The organism is Microbacterium sp. UBA3394 (assembly GCF_002358725.1).
GTDB lineage: Bacteria > Actinomycetota > Actinomycetes > Actinomycetales > Microbacteriaceae > Microbacterium > Microbacterium luteum.
Genome location: NZ_DEPK01000235.1, coordinates 3105 through 16627 on the forward strand (window position 1 = coordinate 3105; position 13523 = coordinate 16627).

At 68.5% G+C, this 13523-nt stretch carries 11 protein-coding genes; 1 reads left to right on the plus strand and 10 read right to left on the minus strand.

Annotated elements, in window-relative coordinates:
• The 9 genes from uvrA to B4E30_RS14350 form a co-directional block, all read right to left on the minus strand.
• The coding region (gene uvrA / locus B4E30_RS14310) for an excinuclease ABC subunit UvrA (protein ID WP_286795770.1) at positions 1-2669 on the minus strand (2669 nt) is incomplete at its 3' end.
• A 95-nt stretch (positions 2670-2764) separates the two neighbouring features.
• Complete coding sequence (locus B4E30_RS14315) at positions 2765-3301, minus strand: CoA-binding protein (RefSeq protein ID WP_071043597.1); 537 nt, start codon at positions 3299-3301, stop codon at positions 2765-2767.
• Positions 3298-4632, minus strand: a complete 1335-nt coding sequence (locus B4E30_RS14320) for an O-acetylhomoserine aminocarboxypropyltransferase/cysteine synthase family protein (RefSeq protein WP_286795772.1) — start codon at positions 4630-4632, stop codon at positions 3298-3300. Before B4E30_RS14320 ends, B4E30_RS14315 begins: the two co-directional genes overlap by 4 nt.
• On the minus strand, positions 4629-6665 hold the full coding sequence (gene acs / locus B4E30_RS14325) for an acetate--CoA ligase (RefSeq protein WP_286795773.1): 2037 nt from the start codon (positions 6663-6665) through the stop codon (positions 4629-4631). The genes B4E30_RS14320 and acs overlap by 4 nt, the downstream gene beginning before the upstream one ends.
• A gap of 10 nt (positions 6666-6675) precedes the next feature.
• Positions 6676-7500, minus strand: coding sequence for an ABC transporter permease (locus B4E30_RS14330; RefSeq protein ID WP_071043600.1), 825 nt, complete (start codon positions 7498-7500; stop codon positions 6676-6678).
• A complete protein-coding gene (locus B4E30_RS14335) occupies positions 7497-8531 on the minus strand; it encodes an aliphatic sulfonate ABC transporter substrate-binding protein (protein WP_286795775.1) in 1035 nt (344 codons plus the stop codon). The genes B4E30_RS14330 and B4E30_RS14335 overlap by 4 nt, the downstream gene beginning before the upstream one ends.
• Positions 8528-9385 carry an ABC transporter ATP-binding protein gene (locus tag B4E30_RS14340; RefSeq protein WP_194383219.1) on the minus strand — a complete coding sequence of 286 codons (858 nt, stop codon included), beginning with the start codon at positions 9383-9385 and terminating at the stop codon, positions 8528-8530. The genes B4E30_RS14335 and B4E30_RS14340 overlap by 4 nt, the downstream gene beginning before the upstream one ends.
• 110 nt (positions 9386-9495) lie before the next feature.
• The gene (gene uvrB, locus B4E30_RS14345) at positions 9496-11577 is read right to left on the minus strand and encodes an excinuclease ABC subunit UvrB (RefSeq protein WP_286795777.1); all 2082 of its coding nucleotides are present in this window, start codon (positions 11575-11577) and stop codon (positions 9496-9498) included.
• 42 nt (positions 11578-11619) lie between these two features.
• Positions 11620-12162, minus strand: coding sequence for a hypothetical protein (locus B4E30_RS14350; protein ID WP_286795778.1), 543 nt, complete (start codon positions 12160-12162; stop codon positions 11620-11622).
• Positions 12163-12284: 122 nt separating this feature from the next.
• Here B4E30_RS14350 and B4E30_RS14355 point away from each other — a divergent pair, with 122 nt between their 5' ends.
• A complete protein-coding gene (locus B4E30_RS14355) occupies positions 12285-12890 on the plus strand; it encodes a DUF4126 domain-containing protein (RefSeq protein ID WP_286795780.1) in 606 nt (201 codons plus the stop codon).
• A 13-nt stretch (positions 12891-12903) separates the two neighbouring features.
• On the opposite strand, the gene coaE is transcribed toward B4E30_RS14355, so the two are convergent.
• Positions 12904-13521 (minus strand): dephospho-CoA kinase, encoded by a 618-nt coding sequence (gene coaE, locus B4E30_RS14360; protein WP_194383223.1) that lies wholly within the window; start codon positions 13519-13521, stop codon positions 12904-12906.
• Positions 13522-13523: the final 2 nt, after the last annotated feature.

Below are 13523 nucleotides of genomic sequence, written 5' to 3' on the forward strand. Positions count from 1 at the left end.
CGCCTGACGTCTTCGAAGTGCAGTCCGGTCGTCGGCTCGTCGAGCACGTAGATGCTGCGCCCGTTCGAGCGCCGCTGCAACTCTGTGGCGAGCTTCACGCGCTGGGCCTCGCCACCCGACAGCGTCGTCGCCGACTGGCCGAGGCGCACATATCCCAAGCCGACGTCGACCAGGGTCTTCAGGTAGCGGTGGATGGCCTGGATCGGCTCGAAGAACTCCGCGGCCTCGGAGATCGGCATCTCGAGCACCTCGGCGATGTTCTTGCCCTTGTAGTGCACCGACAGGGTGTCGCGGTTGTACCGCTTTCCGTGGCACACCTCGCAGTCGACGTAGACGTCGGGGAGGAAGTTCATCTCGATCTTGATGGTGCCGTCTCCGGAGCACGCCTCGCAGCGCCCGCCCTTGACGTTGAAGCTGAATCGCCCCGGCTGGTACCCGCGGGCTTTGGCCTCCGGCGTCTCGCTGAACAGGCCGCGGATGCGATCGAACACTCCGGTGTACGTCGCGGGGTTCGACCGCGGCGTGCGCCCGATCGGCGCCTGATCGACGTGCACGACCTTGTCGAGATTGTCGAGCCCGGTCACTCGCGTGTGCTTGCCCGGGATGTTCCGCGCGCCGTTCAGGCGCTGGGCGAGCACCCGGTACAGGATGTCGTTCACGAGCGACGACTTTCCCGAACCACTCACTCCGGTCACGGCGGTCAGCACGCCGAGGGGGAAGTCGACCGTCACGTTGCGGAGATTGTTCTCGCGGGCACCGACGACGGAGATCTGTCGCTTGCGATCGCGCTTGCGCCGCTTATCCGGCGTCGCGATCTCCCGACGGCCGGCCAGGTAGTCGCCCGTGATCGAGTGCCGGTCGGCGAGCAGCTCCGACAGGGGCCCCGAATGCACGACCTCTCCCCCGTCGACACCGGCCCGCGGCCCGATGTCGACGATCCAGTCAGCAGCGTGGATCGTCTCCTCGTCGTGTTCGACGACGATGAGCGTGTTGCCGAGATCGCGCAGGGTCACGAGCGTCTCGATCAGGCGACGGTTGTCGCGCTGGTGCAGGCCGATCGAGGGCTCATCGAGCACGTACAGAACACCGGTGAGTCCGGAGCCGATCTGCGTCGCGAGGCGGATGCGCTGCGCCTCACCGCCCGAGAGGGAGCCGGCGGACCTGCTGAGGTTCAGATAGGTCAGACCGACCTGGATGAGGAAGTCCAGGCGAGCGCGGATCTCGCGAAGAACCTGTGCGGCGATCTTCGCCTCACGGTCGGTGAGCGTCATCTCCGCGAAGAATCGCTGCGCATCCGCGAGGCTCAGCCGCGAGGCATCGGCGATCGAGTGGCCGTGCACGCGGACGGCGAGCACCTCGGGCTTCAGGCGCGCACCGTCGCAGACCGGGCAGGGCACCTCGCGCAGATACTCCGACCAGCGCTGCCGCTGCGTGTCGGACTCGGCCTGCACGTACTGACGTTCGATGTACGGCACGACGCCTTCGAAGCCCGACGAGTAGCGCATCTCGCGGCCGTAGCGGTTCTTCCACTTGACGGTGACCTTGTAGTTCTCGCCGTGCAGCACGGCTTCGCGCACGGCCTGCGGCAGACGCTTCCAGGGCGTGTCGAGCGAGAAGCCGAGGTCGTTCGACAGTCCTTCGAGCAGTCGCTCGTAGTACTGGAAGAGCCCCTTTCCCTGCGTTGTCCACGGGATGATGACGCCCTCGCGGATCGACAGCTCCTCGTCACCGAGCATCAGATCCGAGTCGACCGACATGCGGGTGCCGAGCCCGGAACACGCCGGACAGGCGCCGAACGGGGCGTTGAACGAGAAGGTGCGCGGTTCGATCTCCGTGAGCTGCAGCGGATGCCCGTTCGGACACGCCAGCTTCTCGGAGAACGACTGCCACGCGTCGTCACCTTCCTCGTCGACGAAGTTCACCTGCATGACCCCGCCGGCGAGACCGAGTGCGGTCTCCACCGAGTCGGTGACGCGCCCCAGGATGTCGGGGCCGGCGACCAGCCGGTCGACCACGACGGCGATGTCGTGCTTGTAGCTCTTCTTCAGCGTCGGCGGCTCCGCGAGCTGGACCAGGTCGCCATCGACCACGGCGCGCGCGTACCCCTTCGCCGAGAGTTCCTTGAAGAGGTCGACGAACTCGCCCTTCTTCTGGGTGACGACGGGCGCGACGATCTGGTAGCGCGTGCGGTCCGACAGCTCCATCAGCTGGTCGGCGATCTGCTGCACCGTCTGACGCTGGATGATCTCGCCGCACTCCGGGCAGTGGGGCACTCCGATACGGGCCCACAGCAGGCGCATGTAGTCGTGGATCTCGGTGATCGTGCCCACCGTCGAGCGCGGGTTGCGGTTCGTCGACTTCTGGTCGATCGACACCGCCGGGCTCAGACCCTCGATGAAGTCGACGTCGGGTCTGTCCACCTGACCGAGGAACTGACGTGCGTAGGCACTCAGCGACTCGACGTAGCGACGCTGTCCTTCCGCGAAGATCGTGTCGAAGGCGAGACTCGACTTGCCCGACCCCGACAGGCCCGTGAAGACGACGAGAGAATCACGCGGGATGTCGAGGTCGACGTCCTTCAGGTTGTGCACGCGAGCGCCGCGCACGCTCAGCTTGTCGCTCGAGACGGCGGGGGATTTTCCGGTGAGGGGAACGGGGACGATGGGCACCCGTCAAGTGTAGGCGCGACCTCCGACATCGGCTCCGGGACCGCGTTCGCCCGCGGCGCACGCGGCAGCTCGCCGGACGAGCTTCCGTCAGCCGATCAGCGGGAGAGCAGCTGCCGCTTCGAGCTCAGCACGCCGGTGTCGAAACCGGCGAGATGCAGGCCGCCGTGGAATCGCGCGTGCTCGATCTTGATGCACCGGTCCATGACCACCGCGAGCCCGGCGTGCTCCGCGATCGCCGCCGCCTCCTCGTTCCACGACCCCAGCTGGAGCCACAGCGCGGCGGCGCCGACCTCGACGGCCTCCCGAGCGACGCCCGGAAGGTCGTCGTGGCGACGGAAGACGTCGACGAGATCGGGGACGACCGGCAGGTCAGACAGCGATGCGTAGGCCGGCTGCCCCAGGATCGACGTGGCCCGAGGGTTCACGAAGTAGACGTCGTACGGCGAGCTGCTCGTGAGGTACGTCGCGACGAAGTAGCTTGCGCGGGCGGGATTGTCGGAGGCGCCGACGATCGCCACCGACCGCGTGCGCCGCAGCAGGTCGTGGCGCGCCTGGGCTCCGGGAGCCTGCCACGTGCGATCAGCCGAAGCCGGCGGCGCGGTGGGCAGGGCGCAGAAGGCGGCATCGGTCATCGGGTCGCTCCCGTCGCTTCGGTGAGGGCCTGGTCGAGATCCCACACGATGTCCTCGGGGTCTTCGAGCCCGACGGAGATCCGGATGAGGTCAGCCGGGGTCCCCGCTGCGATCAGCTGCTCGGGTGTGAGCTGGCGGTGGGTGGTCGAGGCGGGATGGATCACCAGGGTGCGCGCGTCACCCACGTTCGCCAGGTGCGAGGCGAGGGTCACCGAGTCGATGAAGGTCTCCCCCGCCTTGCGCGCGGCCGCCTCTCGAGCCGCGTCGTCCTCGAATCGCCCCGCCGGAGCCACGCCGAAGGCGAACACCGCCCCCGGACCGAGAGGCAGGTACCGGCGCGCACGCTCGGCGTGCGGATGATCGTCGAGCCCTGCCCAGGTCACGAAGGACACCCGCGGGTCGGTCCGGAGCCACTCCGCGACGATTCTCGCGTTGGCGAGGTGCGCATCCATGCGCTGCGGCAGCGTCTCGATTCCCTGCAGCAGCGTGAAGGCGGCCTGCGGGTTGAGCGACGGGCCGATGTCACGCAGCTGTTCGCTGCGAAGCTTGGTGAGGAAGCCGTACTCGCCGAAGTTGTCCCACCACTTGATGCCCCCATAGGAGACCACCGGCTCGGTCATCGCGGGAAAGGTGCCGTTGCCCCAGTCGAACGTGCCGGCCTCGACCACGACACCGCCGAGAGCGGTGCCGTGACCACCGAGGAACTTCGTGACCGAGTGGATGACGATGTCGGCGCCGTGCTCGATGGGGCGCAGGAGGTACGGCGTCGCCAGCGTCGCGTCGACGACGAGCGGCACACCCGCGTCGTGCGCGACCTTCGCGAGTCCGGCGATGTCGGCGATCTCCCCACCGGGATTCCCGATCGCCTCGGTGTAGACGACCTTCGTCTCCGGCCGGATCGCGGCGGCGTAGTCGGCGGGATCCGATGAGGCGACGAATGTCGTCTCGACGCCGAACCGCCGCAGCGTGACGTCGAGCTGCGTGATCGTTCCGCCGTAGAGCTGCGCCGACGCGACGACGTGGTCTCCTGCGCCGACGAGCGCGGCGAACGTGATGAACTCCGCGCTCATGCCGCTGGCGGTCGCGACCGCTCCGATCCCGCCTTCGAGGGACGCCATGCGCTCCTCGAGCGCGGCGACGGTCGGATTGCCGATGCGGGAATAGATGTTGCCGTACTTCTGAAGCGCGAAGAGGTTCCCCGCGTCGGCGGCGTCGTCGAAGACGAACGAGCTCGTGTGATAGATCGGCACCGCGCGAGCACCGGTGGCCGCATCCGGGGTGCCCCCGGCGTGCAGCGCGCGCGTGCGGAAGCCGAATCGATGCTCGGTCACTCGTTCTCCTTGTCCTCGGCGGGTGTCGCCGACTGGCCGGCGCCCTTCAGGCGTGCGATCGCGTCGCGGACGCCTTCGACGGCATCGGGGTTCTGCAGGGATGTGATGTCGCCCAACACGTCACCCTGCCACATCTGCACCAGCAGTCGGCGCATGATCTTGCCCGAGCGGGTCTTCGGCAGATCGGGCACGACGATGACGTGAGCGGGCTTGGCCACGGGGCCGATCTCGACCGCGACCTGAGCGCGGAGCGTCTCGATGTCGACCGGTTCGCGCAGTACGACGAAGGCGGCGACGGCATGACCGGTGATCGGATGCGCCACGCCGGCGACCCCCGCCTCTCCGACTGCGGGATGAGCGACGAGCGCCGACTCGATCTCGATCGTCGACAGCCGGTGACCGGAGACGTTGACGACATCGTCGAGCCGGCCGAGCACCCGGATCGCGCCGTCCTGGTCCACCGTCGCGGAGTCCCCCGCCACGTAGTATCCGCCCCACTCGCCGTGTCCGGCGAATCGCGACCAGTAGGAGTCGCGATAGCGCTCCGGGGATCGCCAGATCGTGCGTGCCATCCCCGGCCAGGGACGACGGACGACGAGGGTGCCGGAGCGGCCCGGCGCGACCGGTTCGCCGTCGTCGTCGACAACCGCGGCGTCGATGCCCGGCAGCGGAACCGTGGCCGACCCCGGGGTGAGGGTGGTTGCGCCCGGGAGCGGCGCGATCATCGCGGCACCCGTCTCCGACTGCCACCAGGTGTCGACGATCGCGAGGCTGTCCCGGCCGTGGTTTCGCCGGAACCACATCCATGCCTCCGGATTGATCGCCTCGCCGACGGTACCGAGCAGTCGCAACGATGTCAGGTCGTACCCGGCCGGCAGCGTGTCGCCCCACCACGTCATGAAGGTGCGGATGAGTGTCGGCGCGGTGTAGTAGACCGTGACGCCGTAGCGCTCGATGATCTCCAGATGCCGTTCGCGATGCGGAGTGTCCGGCGTGCCCTCGTAGATCACCTGCGTCAGTCCGTTGGAGAGCGGTCCGTAGAGCTCATACGTGTGCGCCGTCACCCACGCGAGGTCGGCCGTGCACCAGTGCACGTCGTCGGGCTTCGCGTCGAAGTGGGCCCAGTGCGCCCAGCTCGCGTGGGTCAGATAACCGCCGGAGGTGTGGACGAGACCCTTCGGCTTCCCCGTCGTCCCCGAGGTGTAGATGATGAACAGCGGATGCTCCGCGTCGAACGCGGCGGGCTCGTGCACCTCCGGAGCGGTCTCCACCACCTCGTGCCACCAGTGGTCGCGCCCCGGTGTCCAGTCGACGTCCTGGCCGGTGCGACGCACCACGAGCACGTGCTCGAGATGCGGGAGTCCGTCGGCGGCGGCATCGGCGGCGGACTTGACCTCGACCGCCTGCCCCCGTCGCCATTGCCCATCAGAGGTCACCAGGAGCTTCGCACCGGTGTCTTCGAGGCGGAATCGCACGGCTTCGGCCGAGAAACCGCCGAACACCAGCGAATGCACCGCGCCGATGCGGGCGCAGGCGAGAGCGATGACGACCGTCTCGATGAGCACGGGGAGGTAGACGACCACCCGATCACCGGGCTCGATCCCGAGGTGCTCGAGGGCGTGGGCCGCCTGGGCGACCCGTCGCTGGAGGTCTCGATAGGTGACCGTCACGCGGTCGCCTCGCTCCCCCTCGAAGTGGAGCGCCACCTTCTCGCCACGACCGGCGACCACATGACGGTCGACGCAGTTGACCGCCACGTTCAGTCGCCCGCCGTCGTACCAGCGGGCGGCCGGCACGGACAGCTCGCCGTCCTCATCGCGCACCGGAGGCCGCCACTCGAGCGTCGACGTCCACGGGCGCTCCCACTGGAGTCTGTGGGCGGCGCGGTCCCAGAAGCCGATCGGATCGGCGGCGGCGATCGCAGAGGCTTCGGGGCCGACGTTCGCCTGTGCGGCGAAGGCCGGATCCGGCGGAAACGTCCGCTGTTCGATCAGACGCGCCTCATCGGCGGCCGGCGGGACGGAACCGGACATCTTCACTCCCTCACAGCCAGCGCTTGAGCACGGCCCGCTCGAACAGCGACAGCAGCGCGTTCGTCAGGGTGCCCAGGAGCGCCAGGAGCACGATGGCGAGGATGATCCGGTCGACGCGCCCGGTGCTCTGCGACTCCGTGAGGAGGAAGCCCAGCCCCATCGAGGCGCCCACGAGCTCGGCCGCGACGAGGAACAGCCAGGCCTGCGCGAGACCGAGACGAAGGCCGGCGACCATCGAGGGCACCACGGCCGGCAGCTGGATGGTGCGCAGCAACGGCCACCCCCGAAGCCCGAAGGACCGTCCGGCCTCGACCAGGTGCGGGTCGACGCGATGCAGTCCGGCGGCGACCGTGGTGAAGACCGGGAAGAACGCGCCGATCGCGATCAGGGTCACCTTGGAGTCTTCGCCGATCTGCATCCAGAGGATCAGCAGCGGGACCCATGCCAATGACGGAACCGCACGGAGCGCGACGATCGTGGGTCCGAGCAGAACCTCCCCGGCACGGGAGAGGCCGACGATCGCCGCGATGGCGAGACCGACCACGGCGCCGATGGCGAACCCGAGGAGGACGCGCTGGATCGAGATCGCGACGTGCACCCACAGCGTGCCGTCCGCAGCAAGCTGAACGGCCGCCTGCACGACCGAGACGGGTGTGGGAAGGCGGTACGTCGGGATGATCCCCGTCGTCGTGACGAACTGCCACAGTGCGAGCAGCAGCAGCGGCAGCACCAGTCCGCCCACGATGCGCACGCCGCGACGCGCCCAGAAGGGCGTCGCCGCCGAAGCGGCGCCGCCCTTCCGACGTGTGCCGGTCGTCGTTGCTGTGACGGTCATTCGCTCGTGGCGGCGAGGGCGAACTCGTCGTAGACGATGGTCGCGAGCGCCTCGTCGAGCGCTTCCTGTCCGCCCTGGACATCGCCCGAGTCGACGAGGACCGGCGAGATGCGCTCGAGAACGGCGATCTGGTCCGCGCCCGGGACGCCCGAGACGTCGAGGTTCGAACGCTCGAGGATGACCGTCTCGGCGACCTCGGTGTCCAGACCCGACGCTTCCGCGAGCAGGGCCGCGGTCTCCTCCGGGTTCTCGAGGGCCCAGATGCGGGCCTGCTCGTAGGCATCGACGACGACCTGCGCGACATCGGCGTGGTTGTCGATGAAGTCCTCCGTGGCGTTGAGGAATCCGTACGTGTTGAAGTCGACGTTGCGGTAGATGAGCTGGGCGCCGGAGTCCACCTCGGCACCCGCCATGATCGGGTCGAGACCTGCCCACGCATCGACCGAACCGCCGGCGAGGGCAGACCATCCGTCGGCGTGCTGCAGGTTCTGCACCTCGACGTCGTCGAGCGAGAGTCCCGCCTCGTCGAGCGTCTGGAGGAGGAAGAAGTACGGGTCGGTGCCCTTCGTGGCGGCGATCGAGGTGCCGGCGAGGTCGTCGACCGACGTGATGTCGCTGTCGGCGTCGACGACGATGGCCGACCATTCCGGCTGCGAGTAGATGTCGATCACCTTGATCGGCGAGCCGTTGGCGCGGGCGAGGAGTGCGGCCGAGCCGGCGGTCGACGCGATGTCGGCCGAGCCGGAGCGGAGCAGCTCGTTCGCCGTGTTCGAACCGGTCGACTGCACCCACTCGACGGTGACGTCGTCGCCGAGGGCATCCTCGATCAGCCCCTGGTCGCGCAGCACGAGGCTGAGCGGGTTGTAGGTCGCCCAGTCCAGCGTCAGCTGATCGGTGGACCATTCACCGGTGGCCTCGGCACTGTCGGTCGTGTTGCCGGCGTTCTCGCCGGCGATGCAGCCGGTGGCGAGCATCGCCATCGCACCGGCGAGGGCGATCGCGGGTACGGTTCGGCGAATGGCGGTGCTCATGGGGTCTCCTCAGGAGTCTTGTAGTGGTGGGTGTGCACGCCGAGTCCCTCGAGGAGGGTGGCGCGCAGGTCCGTGAACGCGCTGTCTGCGCGATCGCGGGGTCGGGTCCCGGCGACCGGGAGGATCTGGGCGATGGAGCGCGCATCGGGCCCCGCCGAGCGCAGCGATGACAGCAGCACGACGCGGTCCGCGAGGTAGAGCGCTTCCTCGACATCGTGAGTGACCAGCAGAATCGTCGTCGGCTGCGCGGCGTGGATCTCGAGCAGCAGGTCTTGCATGCGCAGACGCGTCAGCGCGTCCAGCGCGGCGAACGGCTCATCCAGGAGCAGGACGTCGGGGTTGCGCGCGAGAGCGCGCGCAAGGGACGCACGCTGGGCCATGCCACCGGAGACCTCGCGTGGGCGAAGATTCGACGCGTGGTCGAGGCCGACCAGTTCGAGGAGTTCGCGCACCCGCTCGCGACCGGCGGCGCGGGCCGACCGGCGTGAGCCGCGCACGCGCGGGAGCCCGAGCTCCACGTTCTGCGACAGCGTGCGCCACGGCAGCAGACGAGGCTCTTGGAAGGCGATCGCCGCGCGTTCGTCGGTGTCGGCCAGCCGATCGCCGTCGACGGTGATCGCGCCGTCAGTGGGCTGGTCGAGACCGGCGACGAGACGAAGCAGCGTGGACTTGCCGCATCCTGACGCCCCGATCACCGCGACGATCTCCCCAGCCGGCAGCTCCAGGTCGACGCCGCGCAGTACGTCGACGGCGCCGTTCGGCGTGCCGAACGTGCGCCCGACGCTGTCGAGGCGCACGGCACCTCCGCGCGACGGCGTGGTGGCCGAGGCAGGGGCGTCGAGTGTCGTGGTCACGCAGTAAGAGTGACAGAGCCGCGTCGGCGTGACGAACCAGGCGCAACATCATGAAACATTCGCCGTGGCGGTTTTTACCTCCGGCGATGCGCAAGCGAGCCCGTCGGTCCTCAGGCGTGACCGGCGCGCTCCATGGCGCGAAGCTCCTTCTTGAGGTCCTGCACCTCGTCTCGGAGGCGTGCCGCCAGTTCGAACTTCAGCTCGGTCGCCGCCGCGAGCATCTGATCCGAAAGGTCCTGAATCGTCGTCTCGAGTTGCTGGGCTCCCTCAGCAGCGATCCCCTCTCGGCGCAGCTGCGGTGTCGGAGACTTGCCCTTGCCGCTCTTCGTCTTGGCGGCGTCTTTGCGCGAGAGCATGTCGTTGGTGTCGGAAGCCTCCCGCGCCAGCACCTCGGTGATGTCGGCGATGCGCTTTCGCAGCGGCTGCGGATCGATGCCGTGCTCGGTGTTGTATGCGATCTGCTTCTCGCGGCGCCGCTCGGTCTCGTCGATCGCGTTCCGCATGGAGTCGGTGACGGTGTCCGCGTACATGTGCACCTGTCCGGAGACGTTTCGCGCGGCGCGCCCGATCGTCTGGATGAGCGAGGTGCCCGACCGCAGGAATCCTTCTTTGTCGGCATCGAGGATCGAGACCAGCGAGACCTCCGGCAGATCGAGACCCTCGCGGAGGAGGTTGATGCCGACGAGCACATCGTAGACGCCGGCGCGCAGCTCGGTGAGGAGCTCGACGCGGCGCAGGGTGTCGACGTCGGAGTGCAGGTATCTCACGCGCACGCCGTGCTCGCCCAGGAAGTCCGTGAGCTCTTCTGCCATCTTCTTCGTCAACGTGGTGACCAGAACGCGCTCGTCGCGCTGCACACGCACCCTGATCTCCTCGAGCAGATCGTCGATCTGCCCCTTCGAGGGCTTGACGATGATCTCCGGGTCGACGAGGCCGGTGGGGCGGATGATCTGCTCGACGATGCCGTCGGCGATGCCCATCTCGTATCGTCCCGGCGTCGCGGACAGATACACGCTCTGCCCGATCCGCTCCTTGAACTCGTCCCAGCGCAGCGGACGGTTGTCCATGGCACTCGGGAGCCGGAAGCCGTGATCGACGAGAGTTCGCTTGCGTGACGCGTCACCCTCGTACATCGCCCCGATCTGCGGCACCGTCACGTGCGACTCGTCGATGACCAGGAGGAAGTCGTCGGGGAAGAAGTCCAGCAGGGTGTGCGGCGGCTCTCCCGCCGAGCGCCCGTCGAGGTGCCGTGAGTAGTTCTCGATTCCGGAGCAGAAGCCCAGCTGCTGCAGCATCTCCAGATCGAAGGTCGTGCGCATGCGCAGGCGCTGGGCCTCCAGGAGCTTGTTCTGGGATTCCAGCTCCGTCAGCCGTTCCGCGAGCTCGTCTTCGATCGTGCCGATCGCCCGCTGCACGGTCTCGGTGGCGGCGACGTAGTGCGACGCGGGGAAGATCGGCACGGACTCCATCTTCTGCACCACATCACCGGTGAGCGGGTGGAGCATGTAGAGCGCCTCGATCTCATCGCCGAACATCTCGATCCGGATCGCGTACTCCTCGTACACCGGGATGATCTCGATCGTGTCACCGCGCACGCGGAAGTTGCCGCGCGAGAAGTCGACGTCGTTGCGGTTGTACTGCATGGAGATGAACTTGCGGATGAGCGCATCGCGGTCATAGCGCTCGCCCACCTGCAGGGCCACCATGGCTCGCAGGTACTCCTCGGGCGCACCGAGGCCGTAGATGCAGGACACCGTCGACACCACGACGACGTCGCGGCGCGAGAGCAGCGCGTTGGTGGTGGAGTGGCGGAGCCGCTCGACCTCCGCGTTGACGGAGGAGTCCTTCTCGATGAAGGTGTCCGTCTGCGGCACGTACGCCTCGGGCTGGTAGTAGTCGTAGTAGGACACGAAGTACTCGACCGCGTTGTGCGGCATCAGGTCGCGGAACTCGTTCGCCAGCTGCGCCGCGAGCGTCTTGTTGTGCGCGAGCACGAGCGTCGGCCGCTGGACCGCCTCGATGAGCCAGGCTGTCGTGGCCGACTTCCCCGTTCCCGTGGCACCGAGAAGCACCACGTCGGTTTCCCCGGCATTGATACGCGCGGCGAGATCGGCGATCGCCTGCGGTTGGTCGCCGCTGGGGGCGTACTCGCTGACGACTTCGAACGGGCGCACGGAACGTGTGGTCTGCACCCTTCCAGGGTAGGTGCGCCCTCCGACATCGGCGCGGGAGTCTCAGCCGAAGCCGCCGCCGGCGTCGAATCCGCCGAAACCGCCGGCGTCGAATCCCCCGACTCCCCCGTCGAAGCCCGCGCCGTCGTAGCCGCCGCCGGCTGCGCTCGCTTCAACGCCCGTGATGTCCGCCACCCAGGCGGGCTGGTCGGCCAGCAGGGCTCCCGCACCCACGGTGAAGTACGTCGTCAGCGCCGTCGAGAGCAGGAAGTGATGCGCGACGACCGTCATCACACCCGCGCTCATCATCAGCGCACGCGGGTCGACGCCGTCCCGAGGATCGAGCGCCGCGCTCTCTCCGCCGCTCGGGGCCGCGCCACCGGTGTCGACGGCTCGACGTGCGCGGCGCTCCTCGGCCCGCCGAACGAGCCTGGCCAGCAGATCGTTGTCGTCGCTCTCCGCCTGCTCACCCTCCGCGAGGAACGGGCGGAGCTCCTCGAACAGTTCACGACGCTTCGCGCGAGGCAGGTCTTTGAAGGCCTGGGCGTGCGCCTTCTCGACCACACTCGTTGGGAGCGAACCGAGCAGATAGACGTAGCGCGACATCTGCTCTTCGTCGCTGACGGCCCGGTACGGCGATCGGCGTCTTCGCCACCTGGAGAGAACTCCCACGTCCCCACCTCCCTCGTCGCCTCCAGGGTACGCCCGTCGCGTTCTACAGTGGGGGGATGCTCGAGTTCCTGGTCGGCACGGGCCTCGCCGCCGCGGCGGGCCTGAACGCATGGATGCCTCTGCTCGTGCTCGGGCTCGCCGATCGGTTCCTTCCCGCCGTGGAGCTGCCCGCCTCGTGGGCATGGCTCTCCAGCGACATCGCGCTGTGGATCATCGGGGCCATGCTGGTCGTCGAGATCATCGCCGACAAGGTGCCGGCGGTCGATTCCCTGAACGACGTCTTGCAGACGGTGGTCCGCCCCGCCTCCGGCGGCGTCGTGTTCGGCGCCGGCGCGAGCGCCGAGACCGTCTCCGTCGCCGATCCCGCCGCGTTCTTCTCAGATTCGTCGTGGGTGCCGATCCTCGTGGGGGTGCTCATCGCGCTGGCGGTGCACGGCGTGAAGGCGGCGTTCCGACCGGTTGCGAACGCGGCTACCGGCGGCGTCGCCGCGCCGGTGATGAGCACCGTGGAAGACGTATCCTCCCTCGTGCTCTCGGTGCTGGCGATCCTCGTGCCGGTGCTCGCCGCCCTGGCCCTGATCGGCGGTGTCGTGGCGCTCGGGGTGGCGATCCGAAGATACCGACGGCGCAGACGCGCGGACACCGTCGCGGCCTCCGGTTGACGCGACGCCGCCGTCAGGATCGGACCGTTGCGATCATCGCGGGCAGGCTCTCCCACAGATCGTCGACTTGCGCGTGCGTGTGCGCGAGGTCGCCCGCCGTGTCGATGACGACGTCGGCGAGACGCAGTCGGTCCTCGTCCGAGACCTGAGAGGCGAGCCTGGCATCGGCGTCTGTGACGCTGAGCCCGCGGATCTCGACGAGCCGCTGCCGTCGCACCTGCGCCGGCGCGTGGGCGACGATCACGAGCTCCCACGGATCCCGCGCACGGGTCTCGGCCAGGAGCGGCACGTCGTACACGACCACGGCGTCGGGATCGGCCTCGAACGCGCGGGCGAATCGACGTTCGGACTCTGCACGGACCGCGGGATGCACGATCGCGTTGAGCGCGCTCACGGCTTCACCGTCGCCGAAGACCGCGGCCCCGAGGGCGGCTCGATCGAGCGCGCCGTCGTCGCGAAGCATCTGATCGCCGAATCGGTCGGCGATCGCGCTGAGCACCGGCGTGCCCGGTTGCTGAACATCACGCACGATCTGATCGGCGTCGACCACGACCGCGCCGTGCTCGGCCAAGCGGGCCGCGATGGTGGACTTTCCCGAGGCGATCCCCCCGGTGAGGGCGACGAGTGGCATGC